Consider the following 26,394-nt stretch of genomic DNA (forward strand, 5'->3'; position numbering starts at 1 on the left):
CGCGTCAGCGTTGAACTGTCGGAATGCGGTGCTTGCTGCTTTTGTAGGAGCACGCCATGCGTGCGATCGATGTTCCGGCTACCGCCGGTTTCGCAGGCATGGCCAGCTCCTACAAGCACGCCATGCGTGCGATCGTGATGCTCCACTACTGCCGGTTTCGCAGGCGCGCCCACGCAAAGCGACAGATGATTGGTGTCGCGACAGCGTTGAAATTTCGGCAGCCCGCGTCGTCTCAGTACAGGCCGATGTTCGTGTAGTGTTGGCAAAAGGCCGCTACAGTGAGGGTGGCCTTTGCACATCAGTGCGTCGAGCAAGCGGTCAAGCTCGCGGCTCGGCCTTAACAAAACATAACGTCACGCCGATTGTCAGGCCTTTCGAAAGCTCGCTAGCATAGCCGGTCTGCTAAAAAGCAGGACCACCGATAACAACAAGGGGGAAGGTATATGAGTGAGCCCGTCATGCGGCGCACCCGGGCCGGTCTGTTCAACGCACCGGCGTTGCGCTTCTACTCGCCGCTGGCTAAAGCGCTCTCGCTCTGCAGTGTGCTGTCCATTGTGATTTTCGCTGCCGCGCCATTGCAGGCGCAAACCGCCGCCGACTCAACCGTCCGTTACTCGATCGAATCGCCGAAAGCAGTGGAAAAGCTGCTGCTGGACGTCACCCGCGTCGGTCAGCGCCTGGTAGTTGTGGGCGATCGTGGTCATATCCTCTACTCCGACGACAACGGCGCCAGCTGGATCCAGGCCAAGGTGCCGACCCGGCAGATGCTCACAGCGGTGTTCTTTGTCGATGATCAGCACGGCTGGGCGGTCGGCCACGATGCGTTGATTCTCGCCAGTAACGATGGCGGTGCTACCTGGGTCAAGCAGTTCGAAGACCTGGAGCGCGAGGCGCCGATGCTCGACGTCTGGTTCAGGGATCGCAACAACGGTTATGCCGTAGGCGCCTACGGCGCGCTGCTGGAAACCACCGATGGTGGGGCGAACTGGGAAGATGTCAGCGAGCGCCTGGATAACGAAGACGGTTATCACCTCAACGCCATAGTTGCAGTCAAGGATTCCGGGCTATTCATCGTCGGCGAACTGGGTGGCATGTTCCGTTCGGCCGATTGGGGGCAAACCTGGGAGACCGTCCAGGGGCCCTACGAGGGTTCACTGTTTGGCGCTCTGGGTACCAGCGAGCCCGGCAGTCTGTTGGCCTATGGCTTGCGCGGCCACCTGTTCCGTTCCGCCGATTTCGGTGACAGCTGGCAGCAGATCGAGCTGAATACCCCGAATAACGGCCCGCTGGAGTTCGGCCTGGCCGATGGCAACCTGCTGGCCGATGGCTCGGTCGTGGTGGTCGGGCATGGCGGCACCGTGCTGAAAAGCAGCGATGGCGGGCGTGTCTTCAGCCTGCTCAATCGCGTCGACCGGCTCTCGCTGGCGGGCGTCACTGCACTGGATAACGGCAACCTGATTCTGGTGGGGCAGGGCGGCGTCCACGTCGCTTCGCCGACTGGCGCTGGTCTGGGCCAACAACAATAAGCCGGGAGAGTTTGCATGAGTAAGCATCAACACCAACCAGCGTCTGTCCTCGAACGGCTGATCTTCAATAATCGTCCGGCCGTGATTGTGCTGTGCCTGCTGATCAGTGTTTTTCTGTTCTATCAGGCTGCTCAGGTGCGTCCACAAACCAGCTTCGAGAAGATGATCCCGCTGGGGCATCCCTATATCCAGAAGATGCTCGAGCACCGCAATGACCTGGCCAACCTGGGCAACACCGTGCGCATCTCGGTGGAGGCGGTCGAGGGCGACATCTTCAGCAAGGAGTACATGGAGACGCTGCGTCAGATCAACGACGAAGTGTTCTACATTCCCGGTGTCGATCGTTCCGGCTTGAAATCGCTGTGGAGTCCGAGCGTACGCTGGACCGAGGTGACCGAAGAGGGCTTCGCCGGCGGCGAGGTGATTCCGCAGACCTACGACGGCTCGTCCGACAGCCTTGAGGATTTGCGCAGCAATATCCTCAAGTCCGGGCAGATCGGTCGGCTGGTGGCCAACAACTTCAAGTCGAGCATCGTCGATGTGCCGCTGCTGGAGTCCTATCCGGACCCTGAGGACCAGAGCAAGCTGATCCCGCTGGATTACCAGAAATTCTCCCACGAGCTGGAAGAGAAGATTCGCGAGAAGTACCAGGCGCAGAATCCCAACGTCAAGGTGCACATTATCGGTTTCGCCAAGAAAGTCGGCGACCTGATCGATGGTCTGGTCGGTGTGGCCTTGTTCTTTGCCGTGGCCATCGGCATCACCTTCGCCCTGCTGTTGTGGTTCACCCATTGCTTCAAGAGCACCCTGGCGGTAGTCGTCACCACCCTGATCGCGGTGATCTGGCAGTTGGGCTTGCTGCATACCCTGGGCTTCGGCCTGGATCCCTATTCGATGCTGGTGCCGTTCCTGGTGTTCGCCATCGGTATCTCCCATGGGGTGCAGAAGATCAACGGCATCGCCATGGCCTCGGGGGAGGCGACGAGCCCGTTGGTGGCCGCGCGCATGGCGTTCCGTCAGCTGTTCATTCCCGGCTTGGTCGCCTTGTTGTCGGATGCGGTCGGCTTCATTACCTTGCTGCTGATCGATATCGGCGTGATCCGCGAGCTGGCCATCGGCGCATCTGTGGGCGTGGCGGTGATCATCCTGACCAACCTGATCCTGCTGCCGGTGATGATTTCCTATATCGGCATCAGCAAGAAGGCGGTCAAGATCAGCCGTGAAGAGGCGGCCAAGGATCATCCGCTGTGGCGTCTGATTTCCAACTTCGCCCACCCGATGGTGGCGCCGGTGTCCGTGCTGATTGCCGTGGTGGCCCTGGCTGGTGGCGTCTGGTATGGCCAGAACCTGAAGATCGGCGACCTCGATCAGGGCGCGCCCGAGCTGCACCCGGACTCGCGCTACAACCTGGACAATGACTTCGTCATCCGCAACTACTCGACCAGTTCCGATGTGCTGGTGGTGATGGTCAAGACCGCTTCGGAAGGCTGTTCGACCTACCAGACCCTGGCGGCCATGGACGAGCTGATGTGGACGATGGAAAACACCGAGGGCGTGCAGTCGGCCATCTCCATGGTTTCGGTGTCGCGTCAGGTGATCAAGGGCATGAACGAGGGCAACCTGAAATGGGAAACCCTGTCGCGCAACCAGGACGTGCTGAACAACTCGATTGCGCGTGCCGACGGTCTGTACAACGCCGATTGTTCGGTGGCGCCGGTGCTGGTGTTCCTCAACGACCACAAGGCGGAAACCCTGGAACGGGCGGTCGCAGTGGCCGAAGACTTCGCCAAGCAAACCAACAAGGACGGCCTGGAGTTCATCCTGGCGGCCGGTAACGCCGGTATCGAAGCGGCCACCAACGAGGTGATCGCCGCGTCCGAGACCACCATGCTGGTGGCGGTCTATCTCGCCGTGAGCTTCATGTGTCTGCTGACCTTCCGCTCGATTGCCGCCACCCTCTGCGTGATTCTGCCGCTGGTGTTGACCTCGGTACTGGGCAACGCGCTGATGGCCTACATGGGCATCGGGGTCAAGGTGGCGACCCTGCCGGTGATCGCCCTGGGCGTGGGCATCGGTGTCGACTACGGCATCTATATCTACAGCCGTATGGAAACCTACCTGCGCCTGGGGCTGTCGTTGCAGGAGGCCTATTATCAGACCCTCAAGTCGACCGGTAAGGCCGTGCTGTTCACCGGCGTGTGCCTGGCGATCGGGGTGGCGACCTGGATCTTCTCGGCGATCAAGTTCCAGGCCGACATGGGCCTGATGCTGACCTTCATGTTCCTCTGGAACATGATCGGCGCGATCTGGCTGCTGCCGGCACTGGCACGCTTCCTGATCAACCCGGAGAAGCTGCGCAACCAGGCCTGACAGCCAGGCGCAGCACTGAAAAACCGCGACCTTTAGTTCTTTGCAGCGACTAAGGATGTACTAAATCTACCAACAGCCCTCGCCAAGAGGGCTTTTTTTCGCAATTTTCATATTAATATTGACAGCCCTAAATATACCTTTAATACTACTTGCATGATGAGGTGAGGATCGTTCGATGCCGGCAGTGGATACCTATGCGAAGGTCGTGGTCGATGACTCAGGATTTCGTAGCGAAATTCCTGTCTTGCTGACCGAGAAAGGGGTTGTCCAGCCACTACTTGACTATCTGCTGAATAAGCAAACCGAACGCGGCCAGCACTGGCAGCGCCACGTGGTCAGTGCGGCGAAGATGCTGCTTGAGTACATGGAGGTCAATCAGCACAACTTTTCAGATCCCGTCACGCTGTTTCAGTCATTCGCAGCCCGGCTCTTTACCGGCACCATTGGCGATGACGGCCTTGATCCATCAGGCCTCTATTGGATACCTTCCAGTACCGCAATGGCCAATCGGCACCTCAATGCCCTCAAGGGGCTGACTGATTACCTGGCCGATCACCAGGGCGTTCAGCACATGAACCCCTTAGTTAAGGCCAGCAGTTATGATCAGCGCCTGAACTACGCCGCTTGGTATCGCCGCAACCAAAACGATTTTCTCGGGCACATTAAAGACAAGACAGTCAACGAAACGGTCAGAACAGCCCGCAACGTCAGGGGCCGGCGCGCATTGAGCAAGGCCGACGACGATGCTGTTGCCTTTCCCGAGCAGTTGTTCGAGCGTTTCTTCCTAGAGGGGCTGGGCGGCGCTCAGGATCGGCGCTGCGCCGTCCGCGACCAACTCATTACGATCCTGATGCACGGCGCTGGCGTGCGAGAAAGCGAGCCCCTGCACCTTTGGGTACAGGATGTGCTGATCGACCCGCATGATCCGACTAAGGTCATCGTCCGTATCTACCACCCCGAAGAGGGCAAGGCGCCGGACGGTTGGAGAAGTCGAACAGGAAAGACCAATCGCTCGGCCTATCTGCGGGAAGTTCATGCCCTTGCGCCGCGCAATCGGCTCAGAGGCACCCACAACGTGGGCTGGAAAGGTCGACAGCATGACCACCAGCGCGACCACTACATTCAGATGCATTGGTTTCCAGTCGACTTTGGCCGTCTGTTCCGAAAGCTGTGGCGCGAGCATCTGCACTACCTTTCCAGCATTGAACGCCATCACCCCTATGCTTTTGTCTCCTATGAGAAACGCACCTTGGGGCGGCCTTACACCCTGAATGCTTTCAACAAGAACTACGTTGCCGCGCTGGCCCGCCTGGGGCTGAGCGCCGCCAAGGTCGAGGGGCGTTCGCCCCATGGCCACCGCCATGCCTATGGCCGCCGACTGACCCGCGCTGGTGTTGACCCCGTGATGCGCAAGAAGGCGCTGCACCATTCATCGCTAGAGTCCCAGGCCGTCTATACCGCTCCCGGCATAGCCGATGTCAGCCAATCGCTGGAGCAGGCGAGCGGGCGATTGGATGAGCTTTCAACGGAGGGTCGGATTATCCAGCCCTTCAGCAACTGGGACGAACTGGTGAATACCGGATTCGAAGACATTGACCCACGGGGCCTGCTGTCGGGGCCACATGCAAAACTCGGGAGGCGCTGACCATGCCAGCAAAGGGAAATAAGAACAATGGCCGCACTACTGATCTAACCTTTGCCTGGCTGACGCAGGATCAGGGCGCGGATTGGGAGAAATGGCGCACGCTCATGGCGGGGTGGATGGCGGTTCAGCATCAATCCGTTGACTTGAAATTGGGCGCGCTGGTTATCCTTGTATTGCGCTATCTGCCCAAGGTGCCCAACGGGCACCAGCCTGCCGGGTTGTTTCTGGCGGATAAGAATGGGACGCTGCCCGACCTCGTGGGCATGATTGGCGAAACCCGAAACGGTGCGCAGGCTGTCAAGACACAGAACTACATCGTCGCTTTCATCGACTGGGTGATTGAGCAGCACTTCAGCGAACCGAACGACCGGGGCCGGATGCTACCGGTAGTGGACAACCCCTTCGATAAGGCCAGCAAGAAGGGCTTGAGCACCACGGAATCGGTGCATAACCCGCTGCCCTATGCCTACATCAAGGAGTTGCGCGGCATCCTCTGCCCGCAACCCTTTGGCGACTTCCGCGACTGGGCCTGGGCGCAACAGGCTAGCGGCCAGGAGCGGTCTAATGGAAGAACTGCTGGCGTAACCGGCGACTGGTTCGAGGTCGATCCAGCCCTGATCGACCCCGCCGACCGTGACTGCGTATGGCGCACCCGCACCGTGCATCGATACATGGCTGGGACAGGTAATCGGGCGGTCGAAATCCACGAACTCTGGTCGCCTGCGCGCGCCATGGCCCTGCTGCTCAAGCTGCATCTGCCGCTGCGCACCTATCAGGTGCGCTTTCTCGACTCGGGCGAAGTCGATACCTGGCGCTACGAAAAAGGCGAATGGGTGCTCAACCAGCAGCACCCGCTCAAGAACGGCAACGAGAAGAACCCCTGGAAGCGGGGTGTGTTCTGCCGTATTCGCAGCGCCGACATTGGCGAGATCATGACCGGGCTGTACATCAACACCAACAAGACCGCTGACCAGAACAAGGACGAGCGCGAGCGCGGCTACACCATCCCCTGGCAGCACGCCGAAGTGCTGCACTGGCTGGAGAAGCTGCGCAACTGGCAGGAGAAATACAATCCGATTGACTCGCCGACGCCCTGCACCGAACTGGAAGCCAAGCATTTCGGCAGACCCAAGTCGGAACAGCAAAAACGCGAGATGGGTGCCATCTGCTTCCTGTTCCGCGATGCCAGCGCAAAGGGCCATGAGCGCGACAAGCCTTTTCAGCCGCAGCAACTCAGTGTGCTCTGGTATCGCCTGCTAAGTACCTTGGAAGACCGGGTGGCGGCGCGCGGGCAGATGCTCAGCGACGGCTCGCAGCTGCGTTTCGTGCAGCCGTACCCGGACGACTACCGCTCCCAAAAAAAGGGCACCGAGTTCCCCCTGCACAGCCTGCGGGTTTCCCTGCTGACCTGTTACGCGATGGAAGGCCAGGTGCCCATGCCGGTGCTGTCCAAGCTGCTCGCCGGGCATTCGCGGCTGCTGATGACGCTGTACTACACTAAGCCGACGCCGGCCATGATGACCCAGGCGCTGGATGCGGCGACTGTGAAGGTGGATGCCGCCCAAGGCGAGACCTTGCGCACCTTCTTGCGCGATGCCGACCTACGCCAGATCACCTGCAAGGTTGCCTACCGTGACGAAGCCTCGCTGCAAGCGGCGTTGGCGAACCGCAATCCCATCGGCTGGGAGCATCGCCACGTAGGCCTGTGCCTGGTCGGCGGCAACAGCGCCAAGTCTGACGAATCGGGCAGCGTCGGTGGCTGCTGGAACGGAGGCGAGTTCATTCGTAGTTTGGGGAGTGCCGGGAGTCAATACGGCCCCGTCCCCAATGGCCCCGAGAACTGTGTGCGCTGCCGCTGGTTAGTCACCGATGCGCGCTATCTGGATGCGTTGCGGGCGCACTTCAACACCATCAGCTACAAGGCGTCCCTGGCCGTCAACCTGGCCATTGAACATGAGCAGGCGCGGGACGACTTGCTCGATGCGCGTTATATAGCCACGGAACAGGGCCGGCCCTTCCTCCAGCAGAATGATTTGCAGGAGGCCGAGCGGCGCTACGAGAAGCAGATCGTTCTCGCCGACCAGTATGCCAAGGATCTGGTGGCCTGCTTCCAGTTGATCGGTCGCCTCATCGCCATCGAGGAAGGCCGCGCTGAAGACGACAAGGCCACCAAACTGGTGGCCGTGGGCAGCATGCAGGACATCCATCAGCCGATCAGCTTCATCGAAACCCGGTCGGAGTTGCTGCAACTGGCGCAAATCTGTGAAGACGCCGAGATCTACCCCGATCTGGCCGATGACCTGCGCAAGACGCCGGCCATCGAAAAACGCTCGCGGGCGCTCAACAACTTGCTGATGCGCAATGGCTACAGCCCCGTCTTCATGCAGATGGACGAGCGCATGCAGTTGATCGCCGGCAACGCCATGCTGCGGGCGATGGCGCGCCAAGCCTCGCCCAACGACCAACTGGAAGGTTTCAGCTACGTCGTCGGGGTAATTGAAGCCGGCCAACATCTGAAGCTGCTCCCAGACGGCATCAAGTCCCTTGAAGAGGTCTACCAAGGCCCGGTGATCAAGCTGTCCGATCTGATCGCCACTTCCGCGAAAGCCGTTCGGGAGTTGAACCATGATTGATGCTCAGTCGATCTTTGAAGACCTCAAGGAACAGGCTTCAACGCGGCAGGCCAAGTCGCTGACGGCGCTTAATGACGTGCTGAAGGCGCAGTATGCCGCTGGCGAGCGCAACTTCTCGATTGCAGAGATTGCGCGCCTTTCAGCCGGGCGGGGCGGCCCCAGTGCCCAGACCATTCGTAACAAGACGGGGCAGGTCTTCCGTCAGCTCATTGAGGCGTGGGCCGCCCAAGCCGGGGCGTCGATGAAAGCCCCTATCAATCCGCTGGCCAAAGCAAACCGGGTTCCGAAGGACAACGAGTTGCTTGAGCGGATCGCAGACCCAGCATTGCGGGCGCTTTTTGGCCAGATCATTGCCGAGCGCAACCGCTACCGCAATGAACTCAATATCCTCAAGGCGCACAGCGAATTGATTGTCGATAAGCGCCCGGTGCGGCAATTCGAGCAGACCTCAGAGAACGGTGCTGTGCAGCTATTGCCCGCACTGAACCTCAACGATATGGAGATCGATGCGCTGAAGGCAGCTGTTTCGGATGAGTTCTTCCAACAGCGGGAGTGGACTGTCAATGCTGCCGGCCAGGTCAAGGACGAAAACAGACGCGAGATTTACAAACATGGCTATGTGAATGCCATTAAGAAGGTTCTCAAGGAAGTCTAACCATGGCTAACGGACAGCAGGCAGCCGAACAGAATCTGGCTGCATTCATCGCCTGGTCGGTATCGAAGTCGGACGATGACTTTCGTGAGTACGTCCACCGAGGCAAGCTAAAACGCTCAGAAATCGCCGCTGAATGCGCTTTTGGCAAAAGCGCACTGGTGCAGAACCCCTCGATTAAAAACGCACTGGAAACGCTTGAGGAACGCTTGAGGGGTGCTGGTGTACTGCCCCCGCTGAACGAAGCAATTCAGCTAACACACCAAGAGTCGCCGATGCGCGACCGCGAAGCCAATACGCGCCGCCAGGACGGCCAGCGCCTGAACTCGCTAGAACAGGAAAACGCGGCCTTACGAGCGGAACTTGCTCATGCCAAAGCCATGCTTGAGCGCTACAAGCTACTGTCCTCGTTCATGGAAGAAACCGGACGGATGCCGCGATGAATGCTCCTGCGCCCAATCTACTGACAGCCACCGTTCGCATCACTCGCATGCGCTCTAAAAGCCGCCAAGGCTGCATTGCATTCGGCCATCGTATTGACTTAACGACGGGCATCAACGACCGCGCCAGTGCGCTGGTAATCAGCGTGCCGGCTGCCATTGCGGAGCCCGCGAATATCATTGTTGGGTGCATCTACGAGGTCTATGGCGAAGCGCATACCATCCAGCGCACCCATGGCTCCTTCACCGTGTCGGAAACCCAGGTAGAGGCGCAGGATGTTCGCCTAGTTCGTCCCTCTGGCAGTCAATTGATTCAGTGGCTGGCCGACAATGCCAAAGGCATCGGTGAAGTAAAAGCCACAAAGCTATGGGATACATTGGGTGAGCGCTTGTATGAGGTGCTTGATAGCGCAGAGCACTCAGCCATCGAGGGGCTCATCCCGACTCTTGAAGTCCGTGCCGCCCTGTTCAAAAAATGGACTGAGAATGGCGACGCCAAGACGCTGCGCTTCGTACAGGAATGCAACATACCGCTGGATCTGGCCCGCAAAGCCATCAAGTTTCACAAAAAGAACACTATCACTGCCCTGACCGAAGACCCCTACCGGCTGCTGTCTTTCGAGGGCAGTTGGCAGCGCGTTGACGGCATCGCCCGAGACAAGTTCCACGTTGCACTGGACGACCCACGTAGGCTGGCCGCTGCACTGGAAGAGGCGTTGTACCGAGTGGCCGAGAAAGGCCATACCTGCGCCACCCTGAATGACCTGCAAGATACAGTTGGCCGGCTGGTCAAGCCCTATCGGGCACCCGAGGCGGCGCTGGCAAAGGCGTTGCTTCAGGGGAATAAAACCGGCCAGTTCGTCAGCCGCGAAACCGCCAACGGCGACCTGATGCTGCACGCGCCAGGCACTTTCCTAATGGAGCGTAAGTGCGCCGAGTTCATCCACGAGCTGTTGCGTAACCCCGAAACTCAGCAGCCGTTATTCCCGACCGATATTGACGCCGTAATTGGCGAGTTCGAGCGCACAGAGCGGTTGCACTTGGGCATCCCAGCCTTTGCGCTGAACGACGCCCAGCGGGCAGCGGTCAGGACTTCCTTTGAAAACCGCTTCAGCATAATCACTGGCGGTGCTGGTGTTGGTAAAACCACGGTGCTTAAGGCTCTTTACCGAGCGCTTGACACCTTGGGCCGACCCCGCTTCCAAATGGCCCTTTCGGGCCGTGCAACGGCCCGAATGATGGAAGCGACCCAGCAGGAGGCCACGACCATTGCGGGTTTCCTGAAACGTGTCAGCGCCGAGGAAATGGGGCCTGCGCCAATCATCGTTATCGACGAAGCCTCAATGCTTGATCTGGTGACCTTCCACCGGCTGGTCTGCAAGCTGCCTGCCGGCACCCACTTGATCCTGGTGGGCGACCCTTATCAGCTTCCGCCGATTGGCGCGGGCCTTGTACTTCATGTGCTGTGCGATCTTTCGAGCATGCCGGTTACGCGGCTCACCGAGGTCAAGCGCCAGGCCAAGGAGTCGGCCATTCCTGCGGCATCCTTAGCGATCCGCGAGGGGCGGTGGCCGGCATTCTCAGCGGATGCAGCGGGCGAGGTCGTGTTCCTACCTTGCGCCGACGACCAGATCATCCCGACCGTTATCGAGCTGTACGAGCGGGATCGCGACAATACCCAGATTCTTGGTGCCACCCGTTCATGCGAATTCGCCGGGGTGGAGACCCTGAACCGGGCCTGCCATGTGCGCTACACCGGCCAGGGGCGGCATCTGATGGCTACCAACCCGGAAACCGGCGAGATCGAAGCCACAGGCTTCTGCGAGGGCGATCTGCTGCTATACACCGCCAACAACTGGGATCGGAACCTGCAAAACGGCTGCTTGGGCAAACTTACTGATATTTTCGACCGGCCACAAACGGTCAACCTGGGCGACGATGAGAATCCCGACATGCGAATCGCCTTGGGCCGTGCCATCTACGAGGGGGTCGAGCACTATGTCCTCGACAGCGATGTGGATGTGATGCATCACGCTTTCGCGATCACGGTTCATAAAAGCCAGGGCAGTCAGTTTAAGCGAGTGATCGTGCCGGTACGAAAGTCGCGGGTGCTTGATCGCACCTTCGTCTACACAGCTGTCACGCGGGCGCAGATGCAGGTGATCCTCGTGGGGAATGCCGATGCGGTAAGAGAAGCTGTTGCGCTACCGCCGAAGGCATTTGGCCGGCAGGTTGGGCTAACCGAGATGCTGAATGCGAAATTGCATCTGACTCGACCGCCCATTTGCATGTGAATCGCCCCTGATTTCGTAGACGCCACGACCGACCCGTAACTGCCGGTGGAAAAGGCAGGAGCCGGCCAGAAACGGTCGGTCGATCAGTAGCAAATAAATCGGTCACCTTTTCCGGTAGGATCTTGCGTTTTGCCTTCACGAGAGCAATAAGTAAAAGGCAAGTCCTGCCCCCTATCACTTCCTTTGCTTGCTTGGGGATCATAGGCAGTAATGTTGGATTAGTGCATAGCCAAGTGAGCCGGGGTGATTACCAATATCAAGTGAGCTTGCTACGCGTTTGTCAAAGTGATTCTTGGATGTACTCTCTAGATAGCCTATATTTTTTTTGCTGCAATTGAGTGATAGCTTATAGACTGATTGTTTGATTTCGTTTTTTCTAAACATCATGCACATGCTCTTGGCAGATAGTGTGGTGTCATCGCTGCCTTCTAAATTATTGCAGTTTGTCTCGTCGAGGCTGAAGGTTGCTCGCAACCAGATAATTACTTCTTTAGAGAAAATTCCATTCTTCTCTATTAATATTGTCTCGTAGATGCCCTTGTTTTCAGGTGTACCTTGGAAAGGTTGCCACTCGTCAGCATATGCGCCTTGAGTTAAGAGGAAAGATATCAAGATTAGAAGCGACTTAGGCGTATGCATTATGGGATCCTTATTTATGCAGGAAATATGTTGTCGCAAGCTTCTAATGTTATCTTGCTCTCATATAAATAATTCCCTCGCATGTCGTACATTACGTGAAGAAGACTAAATCCATTTTCCATTAAACGAAGCGTGGCGGGCGTGGTGCAGTTTTGGTTCTTATATAAGGGGGCTACGTATTGATCTCCCCAGGCTTTCAGCCATTGATCAACGCTGCCGAATTTCTTTAGTGCATTGGTTGTAAGTTGATCGGTGCTTATATTTGCTTGTTTTGCGGCATCGTTGATGGTTTTATCAAAGTCGATGGCGTATTTGTAAAGTATAATCTTGCGCGGGGAGACCAGTATTGATGTTAGTGATGTAACACTGTCTAGCTGCATGGGTAGCTTTTTAACCAGAGGCTTCAACTCTTCTCTAAGCTGTTCCTCAGTGAGCTCTGCCAGCGAAAATGCTGGCGATATAAAAAATAGAGTGGAGATGATGGCTGTAAATTTTTTCATTGCTGATTATCTCTAAGCTTGAGATCATTATTGGACGCAACCTCCTAGGTAGCAGGGGTTTATAAACCAGCCAATGCTGATGTGCCTAACTGTACTGAACCTGCAAATAATGATTTAATAAGCTCAGCTATGGAGCCTTTTGCGCCTTCACTCACGACACCACGGAGCTGCTCTGCAAAAGGTCGTCGGTCTACTGCCCCATCTACTGCGCTGGGCACGCTTCCTAGCAGTGTGAATCCTTTAAGTGTAAGTCTGGCTCCCGGAAAGCCGGGGCCGCTCATGGTTCTTAACGAGGGTTCATAGCGGAGAAAACCCTCCTCAACAAGAAATGCAATAGAGCTGCTTGCTACCGTAGTAATGACGTCAAAGGCTTCATGCTCGTCATTTGCGTCGTGTGCAGCCTCATAGCCAATTTTTCCAGCATCGATATCTGTTGGAGTTGGGAAAGAGTCATATAGCTTTGCGAGCGTTAGCAAAACTACCCGATTGAAAATTTCAATATTCCTAGGCTGTTCCATTTGTGTATTCACCTCCAATCCTTGATGTTGGGCCTAACGACTAATTAGGCAACACGCAGAGTCGCGTTTGTAAACGGCATCGTGTAGCCCTGAAACCTCTTCCCCGTCCTCGGTGCTGTCGCAGCTGCTAGGTAGCCATGGAGAGCACAACAGAGACACCAGCAGCCTAGCCGCAGAAGCCATCTATGTGCCACCAGTTTGTGCATCATCGGCTCTTTGGTCGGGCCAGGGCGCCCAGCAAGACTGAACGTAGCGGGTATCCGCCGATTGGCTGCCAGGTTTGTTGGGCAATACCAATATGAAATTCGAGGTCAAAGTTGCCTCCGGACTTGTTCAACCAAGGCAGCCAACTCTGTGGCCATTGGCTCAGGTGCCGGGGTTTGCATTCCATGGATCCCCGTGGAATACCGCAAGAAATACGGCCGGTTGTGCAGATGACTCAGGCAATCGACCCATTGTGGGGGGTGGGGTTGAATGCTTAGACCTTCAGAGAAAGCGAGGAGCCACAGCTCTTTCAAGTCGTGTCGAATATTTGTTCTTTTCAAACGGGCGTCGTCGCCTGACCTAGACAGATAGGCTTTCAGCGCGCATTCAAGGACGTGCGCACTGACCATTGCCAGAGGTAGCGCTGGCAATGGTGAAGCAGTAGCGAGGACACAAACACCCGGCAACATCGCGTATGCAATCCCCAGGTATGTGTGCGGCGGGCCTGCTGGCCTAGCCGTTAAAGGAGCCAGTGTTGCCGATCCGTTGCCGACTATCGGTTTCATCGCTTCAATGTCCAATTACTATTATTAGGCGACGTGCCATGTCGCAGTAAGCGCGACATCTATCGAGGGGAAGCCCAACTGCGGTAAAGGTTCAGCGTAGCAGGTCGACATCGCTTATTGGCCACTATTCTGTCCAACGTTCGCTCTTCGCTGAGCGTCCTACCCCAGCACGGCTGAATCACCGTCAGCATCTGACGGGTAAGGTACAGGCACCAAAACTGGCGCTTAAAAATTCGTGGTACCTATCGTGGTAACCAGAAAGTATCGACCTGCTTTTAGCCAGCATTCATGGGCCTTGCAGCCATTTCTTTCGCTGCGTGAAAAGCAGGGGAGTTTAGTGAGCTAAATGCCCCTGCTTTTCACGTAGAGCAACGTCAGCAGCGGGGGGGGGGGGAGCGTCTGGAGGCCACGGAAAAGGTGATTTATTTGCTACTTACCGACCGGCCGCTTTTGGCACTTTTCTGCCGGTTGCCACCTGACCGCGCGTTAATGCAAATGGATGGTCGAGGCCATGCAATTACGCAGCTGATCGCCTGAAAAAGAAAACTCCCAGCGGCTTGCGCCAACTGGGAGTGGTACACCTAATGGTACATGTACTAAAAAGCAAATTAGCCTGAAGGCCTATCACTCACTCACTCACAGAGTTTTAGTACAATTTTGTGCTGTAAAGAGCTTGGGGTCGCGGTTTTTTTATGTCGGTTGTGCCCGCGATGAGCCATAGCTGTCGCTCGATGGTCGCCTCGAGGTTATCGTGGGTCATGTTCAACGCGCTCAAGGTGGAGTAACGCCATGCTCCCGAGTCTGGCTGCCGCTGCCGTGTTGCTCCTGCATCTGCTGTTCATTGCCTTCGCCCTGCTCGGTGGTTTGCTGGTGCTGCGCTGGCGTTGGCTGGCCTGGCTGCATCTGCCCGCCGTGCTCTGGGCGGTTGCGGTTGAATCACTGCAGTTGCCGTGTCCCCTGACACCACTGGAAAACAGCCTGCGTCAGGCTGCCGGGCAAGCAGGCTATGGCGCCGGTTTTATCGAGCACTACCTGCTGCCGATCATCTATCCGGCCGGGCTCACGCCCGCTATCCAGCTATGGCTGGCGGCCTTGGTCGTGCTGCCCAACCTGCTGGTGTATGGCTTTTTGCTCTGGCGTTGGCGCAGCCGTTAGCCGCTCTGCCAGTGACGGCAGTTTGCCTTGGTCATTCAGCAGCATGATGGTACGTGGGGCTGAATATTTCCTTGGCTACACTGCGCCTTGTCTTCTCTTTCAACGCACAAAACAAGGCGACTTCCATATGCAAAATCGCATGATGATTACCGGCGCGGGTTCGGGCTTGGGGCGTGAAATCGCCCTGCGCTGGGCGCGCGAGGGCTGGCGTCTGGCGCTCGCCGATGTCAACGAGGCGGGACTCGCCGAGACCCTGCAATTGGTTCGCGCAGCCGGTGGCGAGGGTTTCACCCGGCGTTGCGACGTGCGCGACTACAGTCAGTTGACCGCCCTGGCGCAGGCCTGCGAGGAAAAGTTCGGCGGCATCGATGTGGTTGTCAATAACGCCGGGGTGGCCTCGGGTGGTTTCTTCGATGAGCTGTCGCTGGAAGATTGGGACTGGCAGATCGCAATCAACCTGATGGGCGTGGTCAAGGGCTGCAAGGCGTTCCTGCCCTTGCTCGAGCGCAGCAAGGGCAAGATCGTCAACATCGCGTCGATGGCGGCCCTGATGCAAGGCCCGGCGATGAGCAACTACAACGTGGCCAAGGCCGGCGTAGTGGCGCTGTCGGAGAGCCTGCTGATCGAGCTGAAACAGCAGGAAATCGGCGTGCATGTGGTCTGTCCGTCGTTCTTCCAGACCAACCTGCTCGACTCCTTCCGCGGCCCGACGCCGGCGATGAAGGCCCAGGTCGGCAAGCTGCTGGAAAGCTCGCCGATCAGCGCCGCGGACATCGCCGACTATATCTACCAGGAGATGGCCAAGGGCGAGTTCATGATCCTGCCCCATGAGCAGGGCCGTTTGGCCTGGGCGTTGAAACAGAAGAACCCGCAATTGCTCTATGACGAAATGACCAGCATGGCCGACAGGATGCGCGCCAAGGGCAAGCCGGCGTAATTGAAGGCTATCCACCCGTTAACAGTTGAGCCAGATCGCAACCTGGTGGGAGGGGCTTTAGCCGCGAAACATTGTCAGTGTTTCGAAGATTTTCGCGGATGAAGCGCAACGCTGCCCGGCCGCTCCTACAAACGTTATCTCTCATGCAACGGATAACGGGTAGATAGCCTAATTGAATACCGAGCTGCGGCCAGCCTGGCGAGGCGTCACTTCCTTGCCAGCGGCTACTCAACGCGCCATGCGCGCCGAGAAGAAAATCGCCAGGATGATCAGCGTGCCGCCGAGGAGCATGCGCAGGGTCGGTATCTCGTTGAACAGCCACCAGGCGAAGGCGATGCCGTAGACCGGCTCCAGGGCGAAGATCACCGCGGCGCTGCGCGCCTTGATCACGCGCAGGCTGGCGACGAACAGGCTGTGCGCCAGGCCGGTACAGAACACCCCGAGCAGGGCCAGCCAGAACCAGTCGAGCAAGCGCAGGCCGGGCAGCAGGGGCCAGGCGAACGGCAGGAAGCACAGCAGCACCGTGAGGTTCTGGCAGAGCGCCGCCTGCACCGGATCCAGGCCGCGGGTGCTGGCGCGGTTGAGCAGCGACAGCAGGGCGAACAGCAAGCCCGAGAGCACGGCCCAGAGCAGGCCGGCGGTAGCCTGGCTGGCGAGGTCGAAATCCGGCGTGACCAGGATCAAGCCCAGGCAGACCACGGCGACCATGGCGAATTCGCCGGGCCTTGTGCGTTCGCGAAACAGTAGGCCTTCGAGCAGCACGGTAAACGCCGGGAAGCTGGCGAAACCGAGGGTGGCGATGGCCACGCCGGACACCTTCACCGCCTCGAAGAAGGTCAGCCAATGGCTGCCGAGCAACACGCCGCCGAGTGCCAGCATGGCCAACTGGTGGGCGCTTGGGCGCTGGCTGTGGTGCTGGCTGAGGAGGCGGGCGAACAGGGCCAGGGCGACGACGGCGAAGATCGCCCGGCCGCCGACAATGGCCATGGGTAGGGTATTCGCCAGCTTGCCGAAGATCCCCGACAGGCCGAACAGCAGCGCGCCCAGGTGGATCGCCAGCAGTGCCTTGCGCTCGGTCATGCCAGGCGCGCGCCATTGGCCAGCGGTTTGTCGAAGCTGGCCAGGACCACCTTGTTGTCGGCGTCGTAGACGCCGGTCACCAGCACCTCGGAACGGATACCGGCGATGCGCTTGGCGGCGAAATTACACACGCAGAGCACCTGGCGGCCAACCAGTTCGGCGCATGGGTAGTGCTCGGTAAGCTGCGCGCTGGAGGTTTTCACCCCGAGTTCGCCGAGGTCGATCCGCAGCACGTAGGCCGGCTTGCGGGCCTTGGCGTTCGGCTCGGCGCAGAGCACGGTGCCGACGCGCAATTCCACCCGCTGAAAGTCTTCCCATTCGATCTGCTGCATGGCGTTTCCCCGACTGGCTGATGCTGCATGCAGTCTAGGGAGAGAAGCGCGCCCTGTCTGTCGCGGGAGTCGCGGGTTTTGTCGCGTTACTCGTGGCGCTGGCGCAGCGCGCGCGGGGTGCAGCCGAACTGGCGCAGCAGCGCTGCGGTAAAGGCGCTTTGCGAACTGTAGCCGACCCGCGCGGCGATCTCGCCGACCGCCAGCTGGCTGGTGCGCAGCAACTGGCGGCCCAGGTGCAGGCGCCGGCTGCGCACATAGGCCATGGGCGTCTGGCCGGTCTCGTCGAGAAAGCGCGCATGAAAACGCGCCGCCGACAAACCGGCCAGCCGCGCCAGGTCGCCGACCTGCAGCGGGTAGGCGGCATGCCGGTCGATATGCGCGTCCAGGGCGGCCAGCGGCAAGCCTGGCACGCCCGGCAATTCGATGTGCTCGCTGGCCAGGCTGGCCAGCAACAGCGCTGCGCCTTGCCGGGCGATTACCGGATCATCGATCGGGCTGGCCGCCAGCCAACTGACCAGCTGGCTTTGCGCCGGGTTGAGGCTCAGGGCGCCGGGGCGCTCGAGCAGGCGGCGGCCGGCATCGGCATGCAGGCCCAGGTGCTGTTGCAACCAGTGCTCGGAGGGCACGTCGAGCACCAGGCACTGGCTGCCGCTGCTGCTGCCACAGGCGTGTTGCGCCGCCGCCGGCACCACGGCGAGGGTCTGGCGGATCACCTGACTGCCCAGCCCGGCCACTTCGAAGTCCAGCTGGCCACTCAGGCCGAAGACCAGCTGCGCATGATCATGGCTGTGGGTGAGCAGTTCATGGCTGTAGTGACACAAAGAGAGCGGCGACGGCATGGCAAGGTCCTCGTGACAGGCGGCCAGTTTAGCAGGCCGTTGCGTCTGTTCGTGGTAGGGCGTTGTCATCGAACTGCCACGGCCTCGTCACAGTCGTTTCACCGCAGGCAGGCAGGCTCGTGAAAACCCAGCCGGAGGCCGCCCATGACCAGCGCCCAGCTCGCCAAGCCGAGTCGCAAGCAACGAGTCCGTACCCTGTGGATTTCCGATGTCCACCTGGGCACCCGGGATTGCCAGGCCGAACACCTGGCGGCGTTTCTCAAGCGCTATCAAACCGAGCGGATTTACCTGGTGGGCGACATCATCGACGGTTGGCGGCTGCGCAGCGGCATCTATTGGCCGCAGGCGCACAGCAACGTGATCCGCCGCCTGCTGACCATGAGCAAGCGCGGCACCGAGGTGATCTATGTCACCGGCAACCACGACGAGTTCCTGCGCCGCTATTCGTCGCTGATGCTGGGTAACATCCAGTTGCTCGACGAGGCCGAGCACGTCACCGCCGACGGCCGCCGGCTGCTGGTGATCCACGGCGACCAGTTCGACGTGATTACCCGTTACCACCGCTGGCTGGCCTTCCTCGGCGACTCGGCCTACGAGATCACCCTGACCCTCAACCGCTGGCTCAATCACTGGCGCAGCCGCTACGGCTACGGTTACTGGTCGCTGTCGGCCTACCTCAAGCACAAGGTCAAGGGCGCGGTGAACTTCATCAGCGACTTCGAGCAGGCGATCGTCCACGAATGCGCCAAGCGCGGCTTCAATGGCGTGGTCTGCGGGCATATCCATCACGCCGAGATCCGCCCGATGGGCGAGGTGGAATACATGAACTGCGGCGACTGGGTCGAGTCCTGCAGCGCCTTGATCGAACACCTGGACGGGCGCATCGAGCTGTTTCGGCTGGCCGACGACCAGGCCCGGCAAACCCTGGCCTTGGCCGAGCAGTCGGCGGCATGAGGATACTGATCGTCTCGGACGCCTGGCTGCCGCAGGTCAACGGCGTGGTCACCAGCTTGCAGGCCCTGGTCGGCGAACTGGGCGAGCTGGGCCATCAGGTCAAACTGCTGTCGCCACAGGATTTTCACAGCTGGCCGTGCCCGACCTACCCGGAGATTCCGCTGGCGTGGAACCTCTGGCGGGTCGGCCCGGCGGTCCGCGAGTTCCAGCCCGACTGCGTCCATCTGGCCACCGAAGGGCCGCTCGGTTGGGCCGCCAGACGCTGGCTGAGCAAGCGCGGCCTGGCGTTTTCCAGCGCCATCCATACACGCTTTCCCGAATACATCCATGGCCGCTGGCCGTGGTTGCCGCTGCGCTGGGGCTATGCCTACCTGCGCGTCTTCCATCGCCCGAGCCAGGCGGTGCTGGTGACCACCGAACGTCTGCGTGCAGAGTTCGCCGGCTGGGGCCTGCAGCGTCTGCTGCTGTGGCGCAAGGGCGTCGATACGCGCTTGTTTCAGCCGCAGGTGCCGCTGCTCGGGGCGTTCAAGCCGGTGTTCCTCTGTGTCGGGCGGATCGCCGCGGAAAAGAACCTGGAGGCCTTTCTCGACCTCGACCTGCCCGGCGAGAAGCGGCTGATCGGCGATGGTCCGCTGCGTGAGGCCTTGCAGGCGCGTTATCCCCAGGTGAAATTTCTCGGTTATCGGCATGGCGCAGAGCTGGCCGAGGCCTATCGTCAGGCCAGCGTGCTGGTGTTTCCCTCGCGCACCGATACCTATGGCCTGGTGATGCTCGAGGCGCTGGCCTGCGGCACGCCGGTGGCGGCCTTTCCCGTGCCCGGCCCGCTGGATGTGCTGGAGGCGGGCGTCACCGGGGTGATGAACGAGGACTTGCGCGCGGCCTGTCTGGCAGCGCTGGAACTGGATCGGACGCGCTGCGCCGAGTTGGCGGCAGGGCAGTCCTGGCGGGTCTCGGCGCTGGAATTCCTGGCCCGTCAGCCCTTGCTCGACGGCGAGCCGTGCCTGGGTCTGGAGCCGGTCGTGGAGAGGTTGTAGGGGGGGGCGGGGGCAAAGTCCTTCGCGGCTAAAGCGGAGTGCCGCCCGGACCGCCCTGGATTCTGCTCTGCCCTGATCTGCCGGCCTCTGTGATGGGTATCGCTGCGCTCAACGCCATCCTACAAAAGCGCTGATCGCGCTGCGCCGACCCATTACCTCGAGTGTATCGAGGTCAATGGTGCGCGCGGCGCCCCCTATCCTGGCGAACGCAAACCCGGCGGGTTACATGATCACCTTGTCGCGCAATTTCTCGGCGGCCTGTTGCAGCGCCTGGATCACCCGTTGCTTGTCGAAATTCTGGATGCCGTTGGTGTCCAGGTACATGGAGAAGCCAGGCAGTTCATGCTCGACATAGCTGGAGGTGGCGCCGAGATCACGGCGGAAATCCACCACCTGATAGATCTGCACCGGCCGGGTGAAGCCCTTGACGCTGATCTGGCCCTTGTCGCGGCACATGATCAGGTCCTTGACCAGCGAGTAGGTCTCGTGGGAAATCAGGATGTCGCCGGCTTCGGCGGCGCTTTCCAGGCGGCTGGCGAGGTTCACGTCGCGGCCGATGATGGTGTAGTCCATGCGCGTGTCGGCGCCGAAGTTGCCCACCGTACAGTAGCCGGTGTTCAGGCCCATGCGGATTTCCAGCGGCTTGGTGATGCCCTGGGCGCGCCACTGCTGGCGCAGCACCTTCATGTGTTTGCGCATGGCCACGGCCATCGATACCGCGGCCACGGCATCCTGCTTGGCGCCTTTGCTGGCCGGGTCGCCGAAGAACACCATGACGCTGTCGCCGATGAACTTGTCGATGGTGCCGCCGTATTTCAGGCAGATTTTCGACATCTCGTTGAGGTAGCTGTTGAGCAGATCGGTCAGGGCCTCGGCTTCCAGTTCCTCGGACAGCTCGGTGAAGCCCTTGATGTCGGAGAAGAACACCGTGAGCTTCTTGCGCTGGGTCTCCAGGCGCACGCTCTTCTTGCCGGTGAAGATCGACTCCCACACCTGCGGTGACAGGTACTTGGCCAGATTGCGTGCCAGACGGGCGGCTTTTTCCTGTTCGCGCTTGATCTCGCAGCGTACCTGGGCCAGGCGCAAGCCTTGCTGGTGGACGAAATAGGCGGTGGTGCAGATATACAGGGTGCTGAAGGCGATGCTCGCCAGGGCGACCAGGGCCGGGGTGTCGAGGTTGAGTTTCAGCTCGATCAGCGCCGCGTTGAGCAGGGTGCTGCTGGCCGCGATCAGCAGGCCCAGGCCCAGGTAGCGCAGCCCCCCCGCCACCATCGAGCTGAAAGCCAGGATCAGCAGGCACATCAGGCTGGGCACGACCGAGAAACCGAACAGGACCAGCGCCGCGCCACAGTGCAGGGCGTCGATGAACAGCAGGATCAGGGTGGTGGTGTGCGCATGATCACGCTTGAAGCGTTGGCCCAGGTGGTAGGCCAGATGCGGGTAGAGCAGGGCATAGGGCACCATCCACAGAATGTCGTAGCCGAAATGCCGGGTGTAGGTGCCGGCAGCGATGCTCGCGGCCACGGCGATATAGGCCAGTGTGCGCGAGTAGTATTCGCGCAGAGGTGGCGCCGGCAAGGAGTGGAGCCGGTTCTGGGTGATGGTGTTCATGCGGTGGAAACGATCCCTGCTGATTATCCGACGTCTCTGCTGGACGTCTAATTAGCGCGGCAAGCGCTGGACCAGGATTGCGACAGAGCAGGGATCATAACCAAGCGCGGTGACACGAGCCAAGCTCCGCAGCCGAACGGCGTGAAGATGCCGGCCAGTGGGCGGCTGCGACGCAAGCTGGACGCTGGCGGATCAGAATCTGATGCGTCCGCTAAAGGCATCCTTGAGCATTACCCAGTCGCCCATGAAGCTGTACAGCGGGTATTGAAAGGTGGCCGGCCGGTTCTTCTCGAAGACGAAGTGACCGATCCAGGCAAAGCCGTACCCGGCGACCGGCATGGCCAGTAGCCATAGCCACTGTTGGGTGGCCAGGGCATAGGCGAGGAGGCCCAGTACCAGCAGGCTGCCGACATAGTGCAGGCGGCGGCAGATCGGGTTGCTGTGCTCTTGCAGGTAGTAGGGATAGAACTCGGCGAAGCTGCTGTAGCGAGCGCTGGTGTGGGTAGCCATGGCGTGCCTCCTGGTAGTGTTCTGGCCGCACCGATGCTTTGGGTCGGCTGCAGGGTTTTGCAGTCTAGGTCGCGTGTCCTGTTGGGCCAGTGACATTAGGTGCCAGTTTAGTATCCTTGCGCGCGGCCAGAAGCGACTTCCAGTTGACTCGAACAAGAATAACGCCATGAGCGAACGCACCCGGTCGCACGCTGAAGGATGGCTTTGTCCGGTTGGTGCGCTATCAGCGGATCATTGCCGAGGGCGCCGACCTCCGCTTCCGTCCCAGGGCCAAGGGCTACGAGTTGACATTGGCGATTCACGGCGACCGCCGGCCCGGCCCGGCAAGTGCTGTGCCGCCTGTTGCCCCAGGGCGAACCCAGGCGCGAGGCGGTGGCGCAGGCGCTGCCTGGAGTCATTAGCCGGTGGTCGCCTCAGTGCCTCCAGAACGCCGGCATCAACAGTACCAGCACGGTAAGGATTTCCAGGCGCCCGAGCAGCATGCCGGCGGTCAACAGCCATTTGGCCGTGTCCGGTAGGCTCGAGAAGTTACCAGCTGGCCCAATGATCGGGCCCATCCCCGGGCCGACGCCGGACACGGTACTGGCGGCACCGCTGAGCGCGGTGATCCAGTCCAGGCCGCAGAGCGTCAGGGCCAGCGCCAGCGCGGCGATGGTGATGGTGAAGAAAAACGAAAAAGTCAGGATCGAACGAACGATGTCCTCGTCGAGGCGGTGCTGGTTGTATTGCTGCTTGATCACCGCGCGCGGATGCACCAGTTGCAGCAGGTTGGCCTTGAGCAGGGTATAGGCGACCTGGAAGCGAAAGATCTTCAGGCCGCCGGCGGTCGAGCCGGAGCAGCCGCCGATAAAGCCCAGGTAGAAGAACAGCATGCCGGCGAAGCCCCCCCACAGGGTATAGTCGCCCAGGGCAAAGCCGGTGGTGGTCATGACCGAGGTGGTGTTCACCGCCACGTGCCGCACCGCCTCCAGCCAGTGCAGTTCGGTGGACAGGCTGTACCAGGTGCCGAGCGCCAGCCAGGTACTCACTAATATGGCGAGGAAGCCGCGCACCTGCTGATCCCTGAACAGCGCCAGGAAGTTGCCCCGCAGGGTCGACACATAGAGCACGAACGGCAGGCTGCCGAGAATCATCACCACCACGGTCACCCAGTGCACGGCCGGTTGCGGCCAGTTGCCGATGGAGCTGTCAGAGGTGGAGAACCCGCCGGTGGCGATCGCCGACATGGTGTGGTTGATGGCGTCGAACAGGCCCATGCCCGCGAGCCAGAGCGCCAGGCAACTGAGCAGGCTGATACCGACGTAGGCCGCGACCATGTACTTGGCCACCATGTGCGAGCGCGGCATGACCTTGTCCGAGCGATCCGAGGATTCGGTCTGGAACAGGCGCATGCCACCGATGCGCAGCATCGGCAAGATCGCCACGGCCATGGCGATGAAGCCGATACCGCCGAGCCAGTGCAGCAACGAGCGCCAGATCAGGATGCCCGGCGACATGCTGTCCAGGCCGCTGAGCACAGTGGCGCCGGTGGCGGTGATGCCGGACATGCTCTCGAAAATGGCGTCGGCGAGGCTCATGCGCTGGGCCAGCATGAACGGTAGCGAGGCGAAGATGCACACCAGCAGCCAGCTCGATACCGTGAGCATGTACATGTCGCGTGGTCGCAGTTCGACCCCTTTCGGGTGGCCTTGGGCGACCATGGCCAGCCCGACGACGAAGGTGATCAGGCTCGACCAGAGAAAGGCATTGAGCTCATGGGCACGCTCAAACATCACCAGGGTAAGCATCGGCACCACCAAGCTCACCGCCAGGGTGATCAGGAAAATGCCATTGATGAAGGCGATGATGCGTAGGGTCGGCACGGCCATCTAGTGGGTTTCCAGGCGAATAGTGACGTGATTCTAGGTGGAACTGCCGGCAATGCGCCGAGTCATCGGCAGCCTTACCGGTATTTAATGTCTCCAGAACGCTCGGGTGACCAAAACCAGTACGGTGAGAATCTCCAGGCGACCGAGCAGCATGCCGAGGGTCAGCAGCCATTTGGCCGCATCCGGCAGGCTGGAAAAATTGCCCGCCGGACCGATGATCGGACCCAGGCCCGGACCGACATTGCAGACGGCGGTGGCTGCTGCCGTCAGCGCGGTGGTCCAGTCCAGCCCGATCAATGCCAGCCCCAGGGCGATCAGGCCGATGGTGATGGTGAAGAAGAAAGAGAAAGTGAGAATCGAACGGACGATCTCCTCATCGAGGTTGTGCCCGTTGTAGCGCTGCTTGATCACCGCGCGCGGATGGACCAGCTGGTTGAGGCCGCTACGCAGCAGGGTATAGGCCACCTGAAAGCGGAAGATCTTCAGGCCGCCTGAGGTCGAGCCGGAGCAACCGCCGACGAAGGTCAGGTAGAAGAACACCATGACTGCAAAATCGCCCCAGAGACTGTAGTCGCCAAGGGCATAACCGGTGGTGCTAACCACCGAAACCACGTTGAGGGTGACGATGCGCAAGGCATCGAGGTAGGCGTACTCGGAGTGCATCCACAGCCACAGGCTGAACAGCAGGCAGGTGAAGACCAGCATCGAGACCAGGCCGCGTACTTGCTGGTCCTTGATCAAGGCCCGGCGATTGCCGCGGATGGTGGCGACGAAAAGGGTGAAGGGCAGGCTGCCCAACAGCATCAAGACGATGGCTACCCAGTGCGAGGCCGGGCCGAAGTTGGCCATGGAGTTGTCGGAGGTGGAATAGCCGCCGGTGGCGATAGAGGTCATTGCATGGTTGACGGCTTCGAACCAGCTCATGCCCGCCAGCCAGTAAGCCAGGGTGCCGACCAGGGTCATGCCGACGAAGATCGCGATGATGTACTTGGCCGCCATATGCGAGCGCGGCATGACCTTCTCGCCCCAGTCCGATGATTCGCTCTGGAACAGGCGCATGCCGCCGACGCGCAGCAGTGGCAGAATCGCCACCGCCATGCCGATGAAGCCGATACCGCCCAGCCACTGCAACAGCGAACGCCAGATCAACAGCCCCGGTGAGGCGTTATCGAGGCCGGTCAGTATGGTGGAGCCGGTGGTGGTGATGCCCGACATGGTTTCGAAGAAGGCATCGGTATAGCTGATGTGCTGAATCAGCATCATCGGCAGGGCGGCGTAGATGCACACCACCAGCCAGCTTGTGGTGGTCAGCATGTACATGTCGCGCGGGCGCAGTTGAGCGTCGCTCGGGCGTCCGCTAAGCACCAGGGCGAGGCCGCTGGCAAGGGTGATCAGGCTCGACCAGAGAAAGGCATCGAGATCATCGGTGCGCTCGAACACCAGCAGCGTCAGCATGGGGATGGTCATGCTGACGGCCAGGGTGATCAGAAAAATGCCGAGGATGAAACCGATGATGCGCAGCGTCGGCAAGGCCATGCAGAGAGCTCGGGTTGAGGGCGGCAAAGGGCGCCATTGTACTCGCGCGACCGGGCCTGTAAAACAGCCATCATTCGGCACTTTACAAGCGCATGGCTCGGCCTAGAATAGCCGCCAGGTGCCGGCCCTTGCCGGTTTCTGAGCCCTCTTGAATCATGTCGAACGTTAATCCTTGTCTTACGTGTGGCGCCTGCTGCGCGCATTTTCGTGTGTCTTTCTTCTGGGGTGAGTGCCAATCGGCTGGCGGCACGGTGCCGGATGATCAGGTGGTGCTGATCTCTGCGCATCGGGTTGCCATGCGCGGCACCGAGAGCAAACCAACCCGCTGTGTCGCCCTGCTCGGTGAAGTGGGCCAGGGCGTGCGCTGCACGCTCTATGATCAACGCGCCAGCCCATGCCGCGATTTCGAGGCGTCCTGGGCCAATGGCGAGCCTGAGCCGCGCTGTGACGATGCCCGGCGCGCCCACGGCCTGCCGCCGTTGACGCCACCGGTACGGCCGAGTGTGGCGCCGGAGCGGGTTGCGTAGGAGGCTTGACGCAGTCATGCGCCG

General features: G+C 60.1%; 23 protein-coding genes. 13 read left to right on the forward strand and 10 right to left on the reverse strand.

Going from position 1 to position 26,394, the window contains the following annotated elements; genetic code table 11:
- Positions 1 to 56: 56 nt before the first annotated feature.
- From BM315_RS15165 to BM315_RS15200, 8 genes are all read left to right on the forward strand, one after another.
- Positions 57 to 257: a hypothetical protein gene (locus tag BM315_RS15165; protein ID WP_090502434.1), complete on the forward strand. Its 201-nt coding sequence runs from the start codon at positions 57 to 59 to the stop codon at positions 255 to 257.
- A 186-nt stretch (positions 258 to 443) separates the two neighbouring features.
- Positions 444 to 1,526: a WD40/YVTN/BNR-like repeat-containing protein gene (locus BM315_RS15170; RefSeq protein WP_170862229.1), complete on the forward strand. Its 1,083-nt coding sequence runs from the start codon at positions 444 to 446 to the stop codon at positions 1,524 to 1,526.
- 15 nt (positions 1,527 to 1,541) lie between these two features.
- Positions 1,542 to 3,896 carry an efflux RND transporter permease subunit gene (locus tag BM315_RS15175; protein WP_090502438.1) on the forward strand — a complete coding sequence of 785 codons (2,355 nt, stop codon included), beginning with the start codon at positions 1,542 to 1,544 and terminating at the stop codon, positions 3,894 to 3,896.
- Between the two features lie 175 nt (positions 3,897 to 4,071).
- Positions 4,072 to 5,541 carry a gamma-mobile-trio recombinase GmtY gene (gene gmtY, locus BM315_RS15180; protein WP_090502440.1) on the forward strand — a complete coding sequence of 490 codons (1,470 nt, stop codon included), beginning with the start codon at positions 4,072 to 4,074 and terminating at the stop codon, positions 5,539 to 5,541.
- A 2-nt stretch (positions 5,542 to 5,543) separates the two neighbouring features.
- Positions 5,544 to 8,174, forward strand: a complete 2,631-nt coding sequence (gene gmtZ / locus BM315_RS15185) for a gamma-mobile-trio integrase GmtZ (protein WP_090502442.1) — start codon at positions 5,544 to 5,546, stop codon at positions 8,172 to 8,174.
- The gene (gene gmtX / locus BM315_RS15190; protein WP_074857874.1) at positions 8,167 to 8,829 is read left to right on the forward strand and encodes a gamma-mobile-trio protein GmtX; all 663 of its coding nucleotides are present in this window, start codon (positions 8,167 to 8,169) and stop codon (positions 8,827 to 8,829) included. Before gmtZ ends, gmtX begins: the two co-directional genes overlap by 8 nt.
- 2 nt (positions 8,830 to 8,831) lie before the next feature.
- Positions 8,832 to 9,269 (forward strand): VPA1267 family protein, encoded by a 438-nt coding sequence (locus tag BM315_RS15195; protein WP_074857877.1) that lies wholly within the window; start codon positions 8,832 to 8,834, stop codon positions 9,267 to 9,269.
- Entirely contained in the window at positions 9,266 to 11,560 is a 2,295-nt protein-coding gene (locus BM315_RS15200; RefSeq protein ID WP_090502444.1) for an ATP-dependent DNA helicase, read from the forward strand. Before BM315_RS15195 ends, BM315_RS15200 begins: the two co-directional genes overlap by 4 nt.
- A gap of 198 nt (positions 11,561 to 11,758) precedes the next feature.
- Here the strand turns inward: BM315_RS15200 and BM315_RS24335 are convergent, their stop codons facing one another.
- From BM315_RS24335 to BM315_RS24340, 3 genes are read right to left on the reverse strand one after another with little or no spacing between them, the layout of a single operon-like run.
- On the reverse strand, positions 11,759 to 12,199 hold the full coding sequence (locus BM315_RS24335) for a hypothetical protein (protein ID WP_141123954.1): 441 nt from the start codon (positions 12,197 to 12,199) through the stop codon (positions 11,759 to 11,761).
- Positions 12,200 to 12,213: 14 nt separating this feature from the next.
- Entirely contained in the window at positions 12,214 to 12,699 is a 486-nt protein-coding gene (locus BM315_RS15205; protein WP_090502446.1) for a hypothetical protein, read from the reverse strand.
- A gap of 59 nt (positions 12,700 to 12,758) precedes the next feature.
- Positions 12,759 to 13,229, reverse strand: a complete 471-nt coding sequence (locus tag BM315_RS24340; RefSeq protein WP_141123955.1) for a hypothetical protein — start codon at positions 13,227 to 13,229, stop codon at positions 12,759 to 12,761.
- Between the two features lie 1,547 nt (positions 13,230 to 14,776).
- Here BM315_RS24340 and BM315_RS15210 point away from each other — a divergent pair.
- Together BM315_RS15210 and BM315_RS15215 are read left to right on the forward strand one after the other, a co-directional pair.
- The gene (locus BM315_RS15210) at positions 14,777 to 15,142 is read left to right on the forward strand and encodes a DUF2784 domain-containing protein (RefSeq protein ID WP_090502448.1); all 366 of its coding nucleotides are present in this window, start codon (positions 14,777 to 14,779) and stop codon (positions 15,140 to 15,142) included.
- Positions 15,143 to 15,269: 127 nt separating this feature from the next.
- The gene (locus BM315_RS15215) at positions 15,270 to 16,079 is read left to right on the forward strand and encodes an SDR family oxidoreductase (protein WP_090502450.1); all 810 of its coding nucleotides are present in this window, start codon (positions 15,270 to 15,272) and stop codon (positions 16,077 to 16,079) included.
- A gap of 228 nt (positions 16,080 to 16,307) precedes the next feature.
- Here BM315_RS15215 and BM315_RS15220 read toward each other — a convergent pair whose 3' ends face one another.
- From BM315_RS15220 to BM315_RS15230, 3 genes are all read right to left on the reverse strand, one after another.
- The gene (locus BM315_RS15220; RefSeq protein ID WP_090502452.1) at positions 16,308 to 17,159 is read right to left on the reverse strand and encodes a DMT family transporter; all 852 of its coding nucleotides are present in this window, start codon (positions 17,157 to 17,159) and stop codon (positions 16,308 to 16,310) included.
- On the reverse strand, positions 17,156 to 17,491 hold the full coding sequence (locus tag BM315_RS15225) for a tRNA-binding protein (protein WP_090502453.1): 336 nt from the start codon (positions 17,489 to 17,491) through the stop codon (positions 17,156 to 17,158). The genes BM315_RS15220 and BM315_RS15225 overlap by 4 nt, the downstream gene beginning before the upstream one ends.
- An 86-nt stretch (positions 17,492 to 17,577) precedes the next feature.
- Positions 17,578 to 18,330, reverse strand: coding sequence for an AraC family transcriptional regulator (locus BM315_RS15230; RefSeq protein ID WP_090502455.1), 753 nt, complete (start codon positions 18,328 to 18,330; stop codon positions 17,578 to 17,580).
- A 144-nt stretch (positions 18,331 to 18,474) separates the two neighbouring features.
- Between BM315_RS15230 and BM315_RS15235 the strand changes: the two genes are divergently transcribed.
- A complete protein-coding gene (locus BM315_RS15235) occupies positions 18,475 to 19,284 on the forward strand; it encodes a UDP-2,3-diacylglucosamine diphosphatase (RefSeq protein ID WP_090502457.1) in 810 nt (269 codons plus the stop codon).
- Positions 19,281 to 20,318 carry a glycosyltransferase family 4 protein gene (locus BM315_RS15240; protein WP_090502459.1) on the forward strand — a complete coding sequence of 346 codons (1,038 nt, stop codon included), beginning with the start codon at positions 19,281 to 19,283 and terminating at the stop codon, positions 20,316 to 20,318. The genes BM315_RS15235 and BM315_RS15240 overlap by 4 nt, the downstream gene beginning before the upstream one ends.
- Positions 20,319 to 20,540: 222 nt before the next feature.
- On the opposite strand, the gene BM315_RS15245 is transcribed toward BM315_RS15240, so the two are convergent.
- The 4 genes from BM315_RS15245 to BM315_RS15265 form a co-directional block, all read right to left on the reverse strand.
- Positions 20,541 to 21,929 carry an adenylate/guanylate cyclase domain-containing protein gene (locus tag BM315_RS15245; protein WP_090502461.1) on the reverse strand — a complete coding sequence of 463 codons (1,389 nt, stop codon included), beginning with the start codon at positions 21,927 to 21,929 and terminating at the stop codon, positions 20,541 to 20,543.
- Positions 21,930 to 22,121: 192 nt separating this feature from the next.
- Entirely contained in the window at positions 22,122 to 22,439 is a 318-nt protein-coding gene (locus BM315_RS15250) for an Mpo1-like protein (protein WP_090502462.1), read from the reverse strand.
- A 413-nt stretch (positions 22,440 to 22,852) separates the two neighbouring features.
- Positions 22,853 to 24,307 carry a TrkH family potassium uptake protein gene (locus tag BM315_RS15260; protein WP_090502466.1) on the reverse strand — a complete coding sequence of 485 codons (1,455 nt, stop codon included), beginning with the start codon at positions 24,305 to 24,307 and terminating at the stop codon, positions 22,853 to 22,855.
- Positions 24,308 to 24,391: 84 nt separating this feature from the next.
- Positions 24,392 to 25,843, reverse strand: coding sequence for a TrkH family potassium uptake protein (locus tag BM315_RS15265; protein WP_090502468.1), 1,452 nt, complete (start codon positions 25,841 to 25,843; stop codon positions 24,392 to 24,394).
- A 155-nt stretch (positions 25,844 to 25,998) separates the two neighbouring features.
- Between BM315_RS15265 and BM315_RS15270 the strand changes: the two genes are divergently transcribed.
- Entirely contained in the window at positions 25,999 to 26,370 is a 372-nt protein-coding gene (locus tag BM315_RS15270) for a YkgJ family cysteine cluster protein (protein WP_090502470.1), read from the forward strand.
- Positions 26,371 to 26,394 lie beyond the last annotated feature (24 nt).

Source organism: Pseudomonas borbori (assembly GCF_900115555.1).
Lineage (GTDB): Bacteria > Pseudomonadota > Gammaproteobacteria > Pseudomonadales > Pseudomonadaceae > Aquipseudomonas > Aquipseudomonas borbori.